Source organism: Desulfovibrio sp. ZJ200 (assembly GCF_011039095.1).
Lineage (GTDB): Bacteria > Desulfobacterota > Desulfovibrionia > Desulfovibrionales > Desulfovibrionaceae > Desulfovibrio.
Map to the genome: position 1 here is coordinate 19,625 of NZ_JAAKEH010000034.1, position 15,413 is coordinate 35,037.

13 protein-coding genes are annotated in these 15,413 nt (G+C 62.5%); 9 read left to right on the top strand and 4 right to left on the bottom strand.

Going from position 1 to position 15,413, the window contains the following annotated elements; all coding sequences use genetic code 11:
• Positions 1–11 precede the first annotated feature (11 nt).
• Positions 12–2,114: an amylo-alpha-1,6-glucosidase gene (locus G7Y52_RS10420; protein ID WP_165071453.1), complete on the bottom strand. Its 2,103-nt coding sequence runs from the start codon at positions 2,112–2,114 to the stop codon at positions 12–14.
• A 500-nt stretch (positions 2,115–2,614) separates the two neighbouring features.
• Here G7Y52_RS10420 and G7Y52_RS10425 point away from each other — a divergent pair, with 500 nt between their 5' ends.
• From G7Y52_RS10425 to G7Y52_RS10445, 5 genes are all read left to right on the top strand, one after another.
• Positions 2,615–3,736 (top strand): branched-chain amino acid ABC transporter substrate-binding protein, encoded by a 1,122-nt coding sequence (locus tag G7Y52_RS10425; RefSeq protein ID WP_165071457.1) that lies wholly within the window; start codon positions 2,615–2,617, stop codon positions 3,734–3,736.
• 315 nt (positions 3,737–4,051) lie between these two features.
• The gene (locus tag G7Y52_RS10430; RefSeq protein ID WP_165071460.1) at positions 4,052–4,957 is read left to right on the top strand and encodes a branched-chain amino acid ABC transporter permease; all 906 of its coding nucleotides are present in this window, start codon (positions 4,052–4,054) and stop codon (positions 4,955–4,957) included.
• Positions 4,954–5,973: a branched-chain amino acid ABC transporter permease gene (locus G7Y52_RS10435; RefSeq protein ID WP_241159704.1), complete on the top strand. Its 1,020-nt coding sequence runs from the start codon at positions 4,954–4,956 to the stop codon at positions 5,971–5,973. The genes G7Y52_RS10430 and G7Y52_RS10435 overlap by 4 nt, the downstream gene beginning before the upstream one ends.
• Positions 5,970–6,740, top strand: coding sequence for an ABC transporter ATP-binding protein (locus G7Y52_RS10440; RefSeq protein WP_165071464.1), 771 nt, complete (start codon positions 5,970–5,972; stop codon positions 6,738–6,740). The genes G7Y52_RS10435 and G7Y52_RS10440 overlap by 4 nt, the downstream gene beginning before the upstream one ends.
• Before the next feature lie 3 nt (positions 6,741–6,743).
• Positions 6,744–7,454: an ABC transporter ATP-binding protein gene (locus G7Y52_RS10445; protein WP_165071468.1), complete on the top strand. Its 711-nt coding sequence runs from the start codon at positions 6,744–6,746 to the stop codon at positions 7,452–7,454.
• Positions 7,455–7,728: 274 nt separating this feature from the next.
• On the opposite strand, the gene G7Y52_RS10450 is transcribed toward G7Y52_RS10445, so the two are convergent.
• Together G7Y52_RS10450 and G7Y52_RS10455 are read right to left on the bottom strand one after the other, a co-directional pair.
• Positions 7,729–8,400, bottom strand: a complete 672-nt coding sequence (locus G7Y52_RS10450; RefSeq protein WP_165071472.1) for an adenylate kinase — start codon at positions 8,398–8,400, stop codon at positions 7,729–7,731.
• Between the two features lie 210 nt (positions 8,401–8,610).
• Complete coding sequence (locus tag G7Y52_RS10455) at positions 8,611–11,880, bottom strand: AsmA-like C-terminal region-containing protein (RefSeq protein WP_165071474.1); 3,270 nt, start codon at positions 11,878–11,880, stop codon at positions 8,611–8,613.
• Positions 11,881–12,135: 255 nt separating this feature from the next.
• Between G7Y52_RS10455 and G7Y52_RS10460 the strand changes: the two genes are divergently transcribed.
• Positions 12,136–13,158 carry a glycosyltransferase gene (locus G7Y52_RS10460; RefSeq protein WP_165071477.1) on the top strand — a complete coding sequence of 341 codons (1,023 nt, stop codon included), beginning with the start codon at positions 12,136–12,138 and terminating at the stop codon, positions 13,156–13,158.
• A 1-nt stretch (position 13,159) separates the two neighbouring features.
• Here the strand turns inward: G7Y52_RS10460 and G7Y52_RS10465 are convergent, their stop codons facing one another.
• Positions 13,160–13,447 (bottom strand): hypothetical protein, encoded by a 288-nt coding sequence (locus G7Y52_RS10465; protein WP_241159705.1) that lies wholly within the window; start codon positions 13,445–13,447, stop codon positions 13,160–13,162.
• A 149-nt stretch (positions 13,448–13,596) separates the two neighbouring features.
• Here G7Y52_RS10465 and G7Y52_RS10470 point away from each other — a divergent pair, with 149 nt between their 5' ends.
• The 3 genes from G7Y52_RS10470 to G7Y52_RS10480 all read left to right on the top strand — a co-directional run.
• On the top strand, positions 13,597–14,964 hold the full coding sequence (locus tag G7Y52_RS10470) for a radical SAM protein (RefSeq protein ID WP_165071484.1): 1,368 nt from the start codon (positions 13,597–13,599) through the stop codon (positions 14,962–14,964).
• Entirely contained in the window at positions 14,949–15,119 is a 171-nt protein-coding gene (locus G7Y52_RS10475) for a hypothetical protein (RefSeq protein ID WP_165071487.1), read from the top strand. Before G7Y52_RS10470 ends, G7Y52_RS10475 begins: the two co-directional genes overlap by 16 nt.
• Before the next feature lie 64 nt (positions 15,120–15,183).
• Positions 15,184–15,413 (top strand): helix-turn-helix domain-containing protein (locus tag G7Y52_RS10480; RefSeq protein WP_165065509.1); only part of this gene is annotated, 230 nt, incomplete at its 3' end.

Here is a 15,413-nt window from a genome sequence, read left to right on the forward strand (position 1 = left end):
TAAAGACCAGCTCAGCGCGTGCCGGCGGTAGTGTTTTCTGTGTTGTTTCCAATCGTCATGGTGACTCTGCAGACCCCGGCCGTATCCCCGGAAACAGGGTGAGCCAGGCGATAGGCGATACGTTCTTCCCAGGCGGCATAGACCGGGGGCGCCGCCCGCTTGAGCAGGATCAAGAGACGCAGGCATTCCGCCACGCTCCAGGCCTGGGCAATAGTGCCGTTGGGCCTGTATGGGGGGGATGCGTCGAAAATTTCTGAAATGCTCGCCAGCCCCGCGTCGGTCAGGTGATCGCAGTACAGCGGGGTCAGGGTGTCGAGCAGGCCCTGCGCCGCGCCGTCCACGTCCCAGGCCGCGCGCAGCAGGGCGTCGCCGTAATGGCCGAGCAGCCAGGGCCAGACCGTGCCCTGGTGGTACGCGGCGTCGCGAGCCGCCGGGCCGCCCTCGTAGCGGCCCTTGTACCCGGGATCGTCGGGCGCAAGAGTGCGCAGCCCGAAAGGCGTGAGCAGTTTGTTGCGCACGCATTCCACCACCGAAGCCTGATAGCTTTCTTCCAGCACGGGATAAGGCAGAGAGACCGCGAAAATCTGGTTGGGCCGCACGCTCTGATCCAGAAAGCCGTCACGCCAGACGTCGCCCAGATAGCCGCCGCCGCGCGCGACCCAGAAATGCTCGAAAAAGCTGACCCGCAGATCGCGCAGGGCCTGCGTTTCGTCCCATGTGGGCTCGTGGAATTTGGCGGCCAGAAAATCCACAAAGGCCAGGGTGTTGTACCAGAGGGCGTTGAGCTCCACCGGGCAGCCGTGGCGCGGCGTCACGGGCCTGCCGTCGGCCTGGGCGTCCATCCAGGTAAGCTGGGTTTTTTCATCGCCCGCGTGCAGCAGGCCCTTTTCATCCACAAAGATGCCCAGGCCCGGCCCGGAGCGGTAGCCTTTGACAATGGCCTTGAGCGCGGGCCAGGCATGTTCCCGTACCCAGGCAAGGCCGTCGGGATTTTCCTTGAGATAGCATTGCACGGACCAGGCATACCAGAGCGAGGCATCGGCCGAATTGTAGGCGTGCCTGCCGTCTTCGGCGAAGAAATTGGGCACCAGCCCGTTTTTCAGGCTTTTGGCCACCTGCGCCAGAACGCGCAGCCCGAACTCGCTGCGGCCGCCGTAAAAGGCCAGGCCCGGCAGGGCGATCAGCGTGTCCCGGCCCCAGGCGTCGAACCAATGATACCCGGCCAGCACCGCGGGAGTGCGGGAAGGCGTCTCAATGCAGAACTGGCGGCCCATCTGGGCCAGATTGCCGATCAGCCCGCCGCCGGCTTTGTGCGCGCTGATGCGGGCGCGGCTTTCCGCTTCCCACAGTTCCTCCAGGTCTTGCTCCACGGGCTCCACGCCGACGGCCAGATAGACGCTGCCGCCCTCGGGCAGCGGCGGCAGGGGGATGTCCAGAATGCCGGGCTGGAAAAGATCTTCCTCGGCGGGGAAGCCGCGTTCCTGCTCCTGAAAATATTCCACATTGTGGAACCAGTCCGGCGAGGCGGTGAAGGTGAACGCGCCATGCACCTGAAAAAAGAGCGGCGGCAGGCCCGCATAGGGCTCGATTCTGAATCCCTGGGGCACGGTTTCGACGTTTGTCTGCACCTGCGGGTTGGCGCGTGTCAGGGCGTGAAAATGCCGGTAGGCCAGGAGAGGCTTGAGACGCAGGCACAACGGCGGCAGCTCGGAACGGCCTTTGAGGGAGTAGCGCAGCACCAGGCGGCTTTTGCCCCGTTGCAAAAATATTTCGCGGCGCAGGTGCACGTCGCCCACCCGGTATGTGAATTCCGGCCATTGATCGAGGCGGAAGCTTTCCAGGTATTCATGCCCGTCCGGGTACAGGACGTTGGGATGCTGCCGGGTGGACAGAAAAAATTCTTTGCCCCCGCCGCGCACCGACTCTTCCAGGGCGGAGAGCAGCACATGGCGCCCCAGCGGGGTATTGACCGTGAGCAGGCCGTGATATTTGCGCGTATTGCAGCACAGGATGCTGCTGCTTGCGTAGTCGCCCAAACCGTTGGTCAGCAGCCATTCCTTGCGTAATGCTCTGCGGATGTTCTGGCAGGCGGCCTTATCAAAACTGAACCGCATACGGCCTCCTTGGCGTACAGGTTAAGAATGATGGCCGAGCGGGCTGCTGGAGGTTCAGAAAGTTCGGAGCAGGAGGCAGCGCGTAACCCGTGAAAACGCGCCGGACAAGCCGGCTTTCAGCGGTGCGGCAGGGGAGGAATGCGGCGCATTCCAACGGTTCCCTTATCAAGGCATTTCTCCGCTGGTAATATAGATTGTATTTTATGGTAAAATTTTTTAGCTGTCAAGGTTTACTGTTTTCTTGCAGGAATTGATTGAAAAAAATCCGCCTTGCCCCTCACAGGGGCGGCGGGAGTGAAATGCCGCCGGGAGGCTCTTTTTTGTCGCGCTTTTTCGCCGCGGGCCCGCGGCCTGCGCTTGCGCCGGGCCGGCGGGCACGGATGGAAAGCCCGCTCGCAAGGCCCGCGGAAAAGGTTGCCGTCCGGGGCTTTTGCTTTCTCCTGTTTTGGAGTAAGCTCTCAGCTTCCTGAAAACTGTGCTGACCGGAATGGAGGTATTCCATGAAAGTACCGGGTCGTTGGCTGGGCGCGCTTGCCCTTGCCCTGTTTCTGCCCGCGGCGGCCGTGGCCGCGGATCTCAAGGTGGGCCTGATGTGCCCGCTCACGGGCAAGTGGGCCTCTGAGGGCCAGGATATGAAAAACATCGTCTCCCTGCTGGTGGATGAAACAAACAGCAAGGGGGGCATCAACGGTCAGAAGATCGAGCTGGTGGTGGAAGACGACGCGGGCGATCCCCGCAGCGCGGCCCTGGCCGCGCAAAAGCTGGCCTCGGCCGGCGTGGTGGCCGTGATCGGCACCTATGGCTCGGCCGTGACCGAAGCCAGCCAGAACATTCTGGACGAGGCGGGCCTGGTGCAGATCGGCACGGGCTCCACCAGCGTGCGGCTGACCGAAAAAGGGCTGCCGTTCTTTTTCCGCACCTGCCCGCGCGATGACGCCCAGGGCAAGTCCGCGGCCGCGGCCATTGTCAGGGGCGGATACAAGGCCGTGGCCCTGCTGCATGACAATTCCTCCTATGCCAAGGGGCTGGCCGAGGAAACCCGCGCGATCCTCGACAAGGCGGGCGTCAAGGTGGTGTTTTACGACGCCCTGACCCCGGGCGAGCGCGATTACACCGCCATTCTGACCAAGCTCAAGGCCGCCGGGCCGGATCTGGTTTTTTTCACGGGCTATTATCCTGAAACCGGCATGCTGCTGCGCCAGAAAAAGGAAATGGGCTGGGATGTGCCCATGATGGGCGGCGACGCGGCCAATCATCAGGATCTGGTCAAGATCGCCGGGCCCGAGGCCGCTGCCGGGTATTTTTTCATCAGCCCGCCCCTGCCGCAGGACATGGATACTCCGGAAGCCGCGAACTTCCTGGATGCCTACAAGGCCAGGCACAAGAGCGTGCCTGTCTCGGTCTGGGCCGTGCTGGCCGGGGATGCTTACAAGGCCGTGGAAGCGGCGCTGGCCGCGGGCAAGAGCGAGCCCGCGCAGATGGCGGCCTGGCTCAAGCAGCTCAAGGATCTGCCGGGTCTTTCCGGTTCCCTGGGCTTTGACGCCAAGGGCGACCGCGTGGGCGAGTTTTACCGCACCTACAAGGTGGACGGCAAGGGCGTTTTCGTTTTGCAACCCAAATAGCGGCAGGCGCTTCTTTGGCCCGCGCGCGGCGTCGCGCCTGGCGGCGCGCCCCGGCCATGCGGGCGGAGTAGGTTGCGGTGGCGGCCTAAGCCGCCTTGCCGCATGGCGACGGCAACGCCGGGGACGCATTTTGTGAAAAGAAGATATTTCCCCGTCGGCACGCAAGGCTTGTTTTTGGAGCCTGGACGCGCGTAAACTGCGCGCGCCTCGAAAAACAATCTGACGCCGGCGGGGAAGGGGCTGTTTATAAAATACTCACAATTCTGAAGAGATACGCCAAGCAAGCGCCGGCAGGGACGCTCATCTACGGACACTATGGAACAATTCTTTCAGCAACTTCTGAACGGCCTTGCCGTGGGCGGCATTTACGCGCTGGTGGCCCTGGGCTACACCATGGTGTACGGCGTGCTCAAGCTGATCAACTTTGCGCACGGGGATTTGTTCACCATCGGCGCGTACCTGGGGCTGACCCTGCTGGTGAGCTGCAACCTGGCCGGGCTGCTGCCCCCGGTGGCGGCGGTGCTGGCCGTGTTTGTCATGGTGGGCCTGCTGGTGGCGCTGATCGGCTGTCTGCTGGAGCGCGCCGCCTATCGTCCTCTGCGCACCGCCGGTCGTCTTTCGGCTGTGGTCTCGGCCCTGGGGGCCTCGATCTTTTTTCAGAACGCGATCATGCTGATTTACGGCGCGCGCGTCTATGTGTATCCCGACTTTCTGCGCCCGGATTTCACCGTGCATCTTCTGGGCTATGCGGTGCCCGGCGTGCGCCTGCTGGTCATTGCGGCCAGCGTGCTGCTGATGCTCGGGCTCTGGGCCTTCATCCAGCGTACCCGCATGGGCGCGGCCGTGCGGGCCGTGGCCATTGATCCGGGCGCGGCCCGGCTGATGGGCATCAATGTGGACAGGGTGATTTCTCTGGTTTTTCTGATCGGGCCGGGCCTGGGCGGCGCGGCCGGGCTGATGGTGGGCATCTACTACGGCCAGCTCGACTTCACAATGGGCTGGGGCTACGGGCTGAAAGCCTTTACCGCCGCCATCCTGGGCGGTATCGGCAACATTCCCGGCGCCATGATCGGCGGCCTTCTGCTGGGCGTGATAGAGGCCCTGGCCGCGGGCTATATCGCCATTGCCTGGAAAGACGCCATTGCCTTTCTGGTGCTGATTCTGATTCTGATCATCCGGCCCACGGGCATTTTGGGCGAACGCACGGCGGAAAAGCTATGAGCCGCACGCCGTTCTGCATTGCCCTGGGGCTGACGCTCTGCGCCTTGCCGCTTGTCTGCAACGCCTACTGGCTGGATGTGTGCGTGAGCATCGGGCTTTACGCTCTGCTGGCGCTCTCGCTGAACGTGATTCTGGGGCAGGCGGGCATTTTTCATATGGGGCACGCGGCTTTTTTTGCCGTGGGCGCGTATGTGACGGCCATTCTGAACACTGTGCAGCAGTGGCCCATATTCTGGACCATGCCGCTGGCCGGGGCCGCGGCCGCGCTCTTCGCCCTGATTGTGGCCCGGCCGATCATTCATCTGCGCGGCGACTACCTCTTGATCGTGACCATCGGCATTGTGGAGATCGTGCGCATTGCCCTGATCAATGACGTCTTCGGCCTGACCGGAGGGGCCAACGGCATTTTCGGCATCAGCCGCCCGCAGTTTTTGGGCTACAGAATCGTCAGGAGCGTGCAGTTTTACTATCTGGTCTGGGGCATGGCCGGGGTGAGCCTGCTGCTCTTTTACGGGCTCTGGCACTCGCGCTTCGGGCGGGCGCTGAACTACATCAAGGAGGACGACATCGCGGCCGAGGGCTGCGGGGTGAACGTCACCCGCTATAAGCTCGCGGCCTTTGTGCTGGGCGCGTTCTGGGCCGGCATGGCCGGCACGCTCTATGCCGCCAAAATGACAACTATCGCGCCGGAATCCTTCAATTTCATGGAATCGGTGATCATTTTCGCGGTGGTCATCCTCTCCGGCGGCAGCCAGTTGGGCGTGCTGATCAGCGCGTTTTTGTTCATAGGCCTGCCGGAAGTGCTGCGTGAGTTTTCCAACGCGCGCATGCTGATTTTCGGCCTGGCCATGATGATCATGATGATCTGGCGGCCGCAGGGCCTGTTGCCGCCCAGGCCGCGCCGTTACCCCCTGGCCGGAGAAAGCGGCTCGCCCGCCTCTCCCGACGCGCCAGGCTCTTGCGCCCGGAAGAATCGGGAAGGCGGCGGGGGCGCGGCAACCGGGAGGCCCGCATGAGTCTTCTGGCTTTGCAGGATGTGACCAAAATCTTTGGCGGCCTGATCGCGGTCAACGATCTCTCCTTCTCGGTGGAAGCGGGCAGCATTGTGGGCCTGATCGGGCCCAACGGGGCGGGCAAGACCACGGTGTTCAACTGCATTACCGGCAATTACACGCCCGAGAATGGCCGTATTTTCTTTGAGGGCGCATCCATTACCGGCCTCAAGCCGCATCTGATTGTGGAGCTGGGCATTGCGCGGACGTTTCAGAGCATCCGTTTGTTCGGCAAGCTGCCGGTTCTGGAAAACGTGCTGGCCGGGCGGCATTGCCGGATGCAGGCCGGGCTTTTGGCCTGCATGCTGCATACAAGGGGCCAGCGGCGCGAAGAAAGGGCCGCCGTGGCCCGCTGCATGGAAGAACTGCGTTTTGTGGGCCTGGCCGATCGCCATGCCGAGGCCGCGGGTGGCCTGTCCTACGGCAACCAGCGTTTGCTCGAAATCGCGCGCGCCCTGGCCTCGGACCCCCGCTTGCTGATTCTGGACGAACCAGCCGGAGGCATGAACGATCAGGAAACCGCCTGTCTGGTGGAGATTATCCGGGCCATCCGCCAACGGGGCATTACCGTGCTGCTCATTGAGCACGACATGCGCCTGGTCATGCAGATCTGTGAAAAATTGGTGGTTCTGGAGCACGGCACCCTGATCGCCGAGGGCGCGCCCGAGGCCATGCGGCGACATCCGGCAGTGATTGAGGCCTACCTCGGCGTCGATGATGAGAAGTGGTGAGACATGGCTTTGCTGACGCTTTCAGACATCCGGGTGCGCTACGGCAGCGTGGAAGTGCTGCACGGCATCAATCTGCGCGTGGAAGAGGGGGAGATAGTCGCCCTGCTCGGGGCCAACGGCGCGGGCAAAAGCACGACCCTGCTTTCCGTCAGCGGATTGGTGCGGCCCTGTGCCGGTGAAATTCTGTTTGAAGGCCGGAATCTCTTGCGCCTGCCCAGCCATGAGGTCGTCAGGCTGGGCATTGCGCAGTCCCCGGAGGGCCGCCGGGTATTCGGGGCCATGAGCGTGCTGGAAAACCTGCGCCTGGGCGCCTTCTGCATCCGCGACACGGCGCGCAGCGAGCGCACGCTGGAATGGATTTTCGACTTGTTTCCGCGCCTGCTGGAGCGCCGGGAGCAACTGGCCGGCACGCTTTCCGGCGGCGAGCAGCAGATGCTGGCCATCGGCCGGGCCCTGATGGCCGAACCGCGTCTGCTCCTGCTGGACGAGCCTTCGCTGGGCCTGGCGCCCCTGCTGGTGCGCTCCATTTTTGAAACCGTGCGCACCATCAACGAGCGCGGCGTCACCGTGCTGCTCGTGGAGCAGAACGCCCGCGCGGCCCTGAAGCTCGCCACGCGCGGCTATGTGCTGGAAGTGGGCAATGTGGTCATGGAAGATCGCGCCGCAAGCCTGCTGGCCGACGCCAATGTGCGCGAAGCGTATCTGGGCGGCTAGAGCATTTTCACTTTGAAAATGCTCTGCTGACGCGAAAGCGGCAGCCGCCGCAACGCGGCGTACATTCAGGCGAAAACCGCGTTTTTCGCCTGAATGCCACCTTTGACTTTCATAAAAAGTCAAAGGTAATCTTGCTCTAGAGCGTTTTGCTGATGAAATCAGCAAAACGCTCTAAACAACCGGCTCTTTGCCCGTAAAAGGGAGGGCGTGCGCCCTGCGCGCCGCATACAAAAAGCCCCCGCAGGAGGGCTTTTTGTATGCGGCGACGTCCGGCTCAGGCCAGTTTGGAGAGCAGCGTCTCTTTGATCGAGTCAATGCTTCCCTCGCCGTTGAGCTCAATGTATTTGGTCTTGCCTTCGCCCGCCAGTTTTTTGAAAAAACAGGCCGCGGCCAGGGTGCCGTCCTGGGTGTTGTAGTAGATGTCGTGGCGCTTGTTGATGGCGGCTTCATCCTGATCGTCGCTGCGCGAGCTCAACTCGCCGCCGCACACGCGGCACTTGTCGCCGTCCGGCCTGATGGCGTCGATAAAGATGTTGTTGGGATGATTGTTGTTCTCCTTGCACAGACGGCGACCCATGATCCGGTTTTTGGCCGTCTCGCGCGGCAGCAGGATCTCCACCACATAGTCCAGCGTGAGGCCTTCTTTTTGCAGGGCTTCCCACAATTTTTCGGCCTGCACCATATTGCGCGGGAAGCCGTCCAGCAGCCAGCCGTTTTTGCCTTTGCTCTTGAGCGTTTCCAGAACCATGGGGATGGTGATCTCGTCGGGAACCAGGTCGCCGCGGTCAATATAGGCCTTGGCTTTTTTGCCGAGTTCCGTGCCGCCGCCGATATGCTCGCGGAAAATGGCTCCGGATTCGATATGGGCAAGATTGTATTTTTGCTTGATCAGATTGCCCTGGGTGCCCTTGCCGCTGCCGTTGGGTCCGAAAATCAGAATGTTCACCGTTGCTCTCCTTGGCGGAAGCGTGAAAATTTGTGCAAAAAAGTACAAAAGGCATCTGATTTTCTATCCTTGAAAGCGCATCCTGTCAACGGGGTTGGAGCGCAAGGCCATATACACGGCGGATTTGCCGCGCCTGTTGTCGGGGCGGCTTTGCGCCAAAAGGGGCGGGCTTTGCGGCGCTCGGCGCACAGCGCGGCTTTTCCGTCTTTTTTATCGAAAGAGCCGCCATGTGCCCCGCACAATGCCGCCGAGCACATCCACAAAACCTTGCGTAATGCCGCCCAGGGTGTTCAGAATCAATTTGCCCGTGCCGATGGAGGTTTTGCTGTTGTCCAGGCTGCCGTAGAGCCGCAGGGGAAAATCAGGCAGATTTTTCATGTTCACCGTGAACGTGCAGTCCAGGGTGTCGGTGTTCAGATTGATCCAGCCGCCGCCGTGGACTTTCAGCCCGGGCCCCTGGAGATCAAAGTCGCTGCTGCGTGCGATTCCGGCCGTAACGACGCCCGAGGCCCCGGCCGTCCGGAAAAGCGTGGGCTTGCCCTTGAGCCGCCCGTCCGGGCCGCGTTGCTGGTATGAGCCGTTGCGCACCATGAAGCGCCACTTGCCGTCCAGGGCGGCCGGCAACTGGCCGGGGCCGGTCAGGCTGGCCCGCATTTCGGAGCTGAGGCCCGCGCGGCCTCCCAGCGCGGCGCTGCCGCCCCGATCCCGGCTGGCCGCCCCCAGATCGAAATTTTCCACGGAAAGGGAATTCGCAAAGCGCAGGCCGTTATTGAAATCAATGCTGCCCCGGCTTTGCAGAGGCGCGCCGTAAAAGCGCCCGGTCACAGGCGCGCAGGTCAGGCGGCCGTTCTCCAGTTTGATCGGAAATCTGGCCTCCTGAAGCCTGAAGCGCCAGGTGGTCAGGAGCTTGATGCGCAGTTCCCCTTCTGCGCTGAGCTCACGCAAAAAACGCAGATCCCAGCGCTTCCCCGGCGCGCTCGCGACCGCCGGAGAGGCCTGTTTGGCCGCATGGCCCGGAGCCTCAAGATAGCGGTCCAGATCCAGCGCATCGACCGTGAGCTGGAACGCAAGGCTCAACTGCGCGCGCCAGGAGGCAAAAAAGGAGCCGCTGATGCTGCTTTGGTCCAGCCTGGCGCGGATGCCGCTGAGCGCCAGTTCGTTGGCGTCGCCCTTGAAGTCGGCTTCCAACCGCATTGCGCGCAGCCCGGAAGGAAGTTTGAAATTCAGGCCGCGCGCCAGGCGCAGGGTCCGGCCGAGATCGGCGCTCTGCGCAAAAAGTTTGCCCTGCCAGGCCATCCCGCCCTTGCCGCTGACGAGCTGGGCCTGACCACGCGCCTCAATGCCCAGGGCGTTGCCGTGGGCATTGCTTACGGAGAGCATATTGCGCGCTCCCCGGCAGGAAAACTCGCCCGTCAGATCCGCATGCAGCCCCTGGGGCAGGGAACTGCGCTCGGGACTCATTTGCAGGGAGAGCGAGCCGGGCAGGTTTTGGAAATCAAGATTGCCGTTGCCCCCGCCGTCGCCGCTGAACCGGATCATGCCGTTGAGATCCGCGCGGGCGTCCAGGCCTTCGCCCTCAAAGTGGCCTTGCCATTGGCCGTTCAGCCCAAGCCCCTGTTTGTCCCACTTGCCGCCGCGCAGCCTGAGCCCGGCCTCCAGGCTTTTGAAGCGTGCAACGCCGCCTGCGCCCGACCGGGACAGGCGCAGAACTCCCTGATCCGCGCGCACTGTTGCCGAGCCCCTGAGCTTATCCAGAAATTCCGTGAGCGTCCGGCCCTGGCTCATGATCTCCACATCGGCCCGCAAGCGGCCGCGGGTCAGGGGCAGCACATCCAAAGCGGCCGCCAGCGGCGCGCCTTCCACGTCGCGGAAGTTCATCCTGATCGCATACGGGCTCTGGCTGCCGCCGCCCAGAATGGTTTCCCCGCTCACCTTGCCGTTGTAAAGCCGCCCGTTTATGAAGAGCAGGGTATCTTCCAGCCCGTTTTTATCCATCTTGCCCTGCCGGATGACAACCTCGGCCTCGTTGAGCAGGAGCGGGCCGTAGTCCACGGTCTGCGCGCCCAGACGGATATTGTAATCCACGCCGACGGCGCCGGGCTCGCGCGGTCCGCCCGGCATGGGGGTCAGCGTGGCATGCGGAAACCAGGGATTGTCGGGAGCCTTGCCCACGGCCTCGGGAATGGCCAGGCCCAGGTTGATGCGCCGGGTGCTCAGATCCAGAACCACTTCCGGTTTTTTCCAACTGGGCACGCCGCCGGAGCCGGTAAAGCGGCTGCCCGCGCAGTGCGCCACAATGCGCGGCACCACAAGGCCCTGGCCGTCAAGATGAAAATCCAGGCTGCCGTCCGTGATGTTATCCAGCGCCAACTGCAAACCAGGCGCCAGATTGCGGGCAAAGCCAAGCCATTGCGTCAGGCTGACGCGGTGCAGCAGCAAGCGCCCGTCCAGGGCGAAGCCTCTGCTTTGGCTCTGGCCTTTGCTGTCTTCTTTGTCCGCCAGTGCGCTCTCGCCGCCGGTTGCGGCCTGCTCCGCGCCTGGGTCGCCAAGCCTGAGAACCGCGCTGAGCTGCCCGCTGTCATGGCCGAGGCCGAGCCGGATCTGTTCCAGATTGATGATCCGATCCCGGCTGTTGCGCATGGCCGCCGTGCCTTCCAAAAAGAAGGGCAGCAGGGCCTGATCCTTGCTCACTTCGCCGCGCAACGCTGTTTCGGCTGTCCAGCCGCCTGTTCCGCCCTGAAGTTGAAGGCTGAAGTCGAGCCGATCCAGACGACCGGGCAGGCGCAGCGCGCCGCCTGCTTTGAGATGCGGCGTGGCTGTCAGAGGATCGGCCAGACTGGTTTTTCCCTCGGCCAGCACATTGGCCAGCCGCAGGGGAGGGGCGTCAACCGGTTGTAAAAGAGCCGTGCCCAGATGCAGGCGGCCCTTGATCCCGGCTGGCGCGTCCGTGTCCAGGCGGCACTGCAAATTTGTGAGCTGCAGGCGGGATCTGTCGCTTGCCGTGAGATCAGCCTCGCCCTGGACAATGGTCAGGCGGCAGTCGTCGGGCAGGGTGGGCAGCCTGCCTCCGCCCTTGCGCAAGTGCGCCAGGAGCGCCTGGGGATCGCCCAGAGGCAGAGCAATGCCGCCGCGCAGGCGGGGCCGCAGCAGGGAAATGTCGCGCGGCGCGAATTCCCCGCGCAGCAAAGCCGGAAAATCCGGGCGCAGGGTGGCATAGGCCACGGAAAAATGCAGATTCTGCCCTTCCACCGTGCCGTTGCTGATGGCTATGGAAGGCAGGGGAAAAATCACCACGTCAACGGCTTCCACGCTGAACGTCAGGCCCGTGCGTTGGGAAAGTTCGTCCAGAAAGCGCCGGGTAAGGGCTTCGGGATTGCGCTGCAAAAGATAAACGGCCACTCCGAGCAGTGCCGACAGCGACAGAATCAGCGCCAGGAAAATGCGTGCAAGAAAGCGTAGGCGGCGGGCGGTAAACAACATGGCAATATCTCGCGCCTTGACGCCAGAGGGCGTGAAGGCTAGGCTTCAACGGTATTGCATCTTGCCGTGTTTGGCAACCTCGCGGCCCTTGCCCAGGGCTGACGCATCTGACTGTTATGTGCAATAATTTTGCTATGTTGTCATAATCGCTGGGAAGAGCCGCTTGCGGGGGAAGCAACGGCATACGACAAAGCGTGGAGAGGCCGCGGATCATGCGCCTTTCCGCGTACATGAGCTTTTTCGCTCCGGGGGGCTATGCAACGTCTGCTATGGATTGGCAGTCCTTTTTTCGGCCCGGCTTTGCAATCCTGCGGCTGGCAGGATGTGGCGCTGTATAATTTTGAAGACGTCCGCGTCTTCTGTTGGGAGGAACTGGTGCGCCTGGCCGGATTTACGCCGGACGTGCTGGTTGTGGCCGACAAGAGCCGCCCGCCCTTTGTGCTGGGCATGGAGCGTTTCCCCTGCCTGACGGTCTTTTACAGTGTGGATTCGCATATCCATAGCTGGCAGCCGCTGTATGCCCAGGGTTTTGACGCCTGTCTGCTTTCCCTGCGCGATCATCTGGCCCGGTTCGCGGGCCCGTATCTGCCCCCGGAGCGGATCTGGTGGTCCCCGCCCTTTGCCGGGGATGCGGATCGACCTGATCCTGCCGCGCCCAAACGCTGGGACTGTCTCTTTGTGGGCACGGTCAACGCCGATCTGCCGCGCCGCGCGGCTTTTCTTGAGGCGCTGGGGCAGCGCCTGCCGGGCCTGCATGTGACGCGCGGCAATTATCGCGAGCTGTACCCCCAGGGCCGGGTGCTGCTGAACCATTGCGAGCACGGAGATTTGAATTTTCGGGTCTTTGAGGCCATGGGCTGTGGCGGTTGCCTGGTGACGCCGCGCGTGGGGCACGGCCTGGCGCAACTTTTTGTGGACGGCGAGCATCTGGTGGGCTATGCGCCCGATGATGTGGGGGATGCGTTGTACCGCATCGAATTTTTGCTGAACAATCCCCCCCTGGCGGCATATATCGGCCGGGCGGCCCTGGCGAAAATCGATGAGGCGCACCGTGCGTCGCACAGGGCCCAGGCCTTCACGGATCGGCTCTGCGATCTCTGGATGCAGGATGCCCGGGCCCTGGTGGCCGCGCGACAGGCAAAAGCCGAGGCCATCCGTGAGAATTGCCTGAAGATGCCCTATCTGCTCTGGGCAGAGGAACTGGCCGCGCCCGGGCTCAGAGAAGCCTATCTGGCCGCGGCCAGGGGGCGCTTCGGCCTGGCGGGCATGGAGGCGTGAATCAGGATTCGCCTGCCCGCTCGCTCGTGGGCGGGTCAAAGTGCAGATCCAGAGCCGGGTCGGTGACGGGCGTCTGCACCGGGCGCGGCGCTTCAAAGCTCAGATGCAGCAAGGGATCGTCCGCAGGGGCGGCTTGCGTCGGCGTGGGCCTTGGGGCCGAGCTGCCGTCAAGCCTGTCCAGGCGCGATTCCACGGCCCGCAGCAGCACGCGCAACTGGGCGTGCTCGTCGCGCAACGCGCGGCAGAGCCGCTCCTGGCTGCGCAGCAGGTGGTACAACACAGCCAACATCCCTGAGAAACACAAAAAAATGAACAGCATAATGGAAAACATGGCGGGCCTCGCAACGTCGCTGTGCGTGGGACGCGGCCTCGGAAGATGCGGCCGCGTGTCGCTGTTCCGCTTATATACGCTCATGCCGGCTTGGGCAAGGAGGTTTTATGGCCGCGCAGCGTCTTGAGCCGCATCTGGTCATGGCCGATGAGCGCGGTAATATCTATGATCACCCGGACTTGCTGATGGTCTGCCGCAGGGGCGCGCAATGGGGCCTGCCGCGGCCTGACGAGCTCATGCCCTTGCCGGAGGAAAGCGAGCTTTTTCTCCTGCCGGGTCGCCGGGCCGTGGGCCTTGATCCGCAAAGCGGCGAGATCGAGAGCCAGGAGGAGTTGGCCGTGGCCGCTTTTGCCGCACCCGCGCACACGCTTTCGGCGCACCCGGCCTTCAAAAGCGACGCCCATGCGCCTTTGCTGCCTTTATTCGCGTATGGAGCCGTGGGCTTTGCCCGCGGGCGCTTTTACGTCTGCGCGCGCAAGGTGGATGCGGACCCGCGCCAGCAATTTCGGAACATCCCGCGTCGGCGCATTGAAAAATGCGCGCGCGATCTTTTGCGGGATCACCCCGCCAATCGCCTGATCCGGCATATTCTGGATAATTGCGTGGCGCGCTATGATTGCCCGGCGGCGCGCAACTTCGCCCTGGGCCGTTTCGAGGCCCCGCTGCCCACCTCGCGGGCCTGCAATGCGCGCTGCGTGGGCTGTATTTCCGCGCAGGACAAGGATTCGCCCCTGACCGTGACGCCGCAGTGCCGCCTGACCTTCACCCCGGAAGCGGCTGAGATCGTGGAAGTCATGCAACTGCATGAGCGCCGGGAAACAGGCAGTCCTGTTTATTCCTTCGGCCAGGGCTGCGAAGGAGATCCGTTGATCAACGCGGATTTGCTGGCGGAAAGCGTGCGTCTCTTCCGGGCTGGCGGCGGCCGCGGCACGGTGAACTGCAATACCAACGCCTCACGGCCAGAGGCCGTGGTCAGGCTGGCCGAGGCCGGGCTGACCAGCCTGCGGGTGAGCTGCAACAGCGCCCGTGAGGCGTTGTACCAACGCTATTACCGGCCTGTGGACTACACCTTTGCCGATGTGCGGGCCTCCATCCGGGAAGCGCGCGCCCGCGGAGTTTTTGTTTCGCTGAACCTCCTGTTCTTTCCCGGCGTCACGGATACCGAGGAAGAACTGGCCGCCCTGGCCCGGCTGATTGGGGAAAACGGGGTGAGCATGGTTCAGTGGCGTAACCTGAACATTGATCCTGAATGGTACATCAGGCTGATCAGCAGCGGCCAGGGCGACCAGACCTGCGCCGTGCCTCCGAGCATGGGGCTGGCGGTCTTCATGAAACGGCTCAAAAAGCTCTGCCCCTGGCTGCGTTACGGCTATTTCAATCCTTATCTGGGCGACAGGGCGGAAATAAGCGCGCCCCTGCCGGGCCAGTGGGCCATGCCCGAACCCCGAACCAGAGCGTTTTGCTCATTTCATTAGAGCATTTTCTCTTTGAAAATGCTCTGCTGACGCGAAAGCGGCAGCCGCCGCAACGCGGCGTACATTCAGGCGAAAACCGCGTTTTTCGCCTGAATGCCACCTTTGACTTTCATAAAAAGTCAAAGGTAATCTGCTCTAGAGCGGTTTGCTGTTGAAAACGGCAACCGCTCTAGAGCAATTTGACTTTTATTTTATTTAAAAATCGTTTAGATTGCAGAGATGAAATTTGCATCTGAAGAAATCCGAACCAAGGCTGTTCATGCGTATCTTGATGGAAAAGCAACAGCCAGGCAATTGGCAGATATTTTAGGTTATACCCCGGCTAGCATCTGCAATTGGGTCAGAGCTTACCGTGAAAACCAACGATTATCAGCCAAACCCAATGGCCATCGCCCAAGTTGTTTCTCATGCGAGGAGATTCGGGAATTGCAAGCCCTTCTTGATAAAAA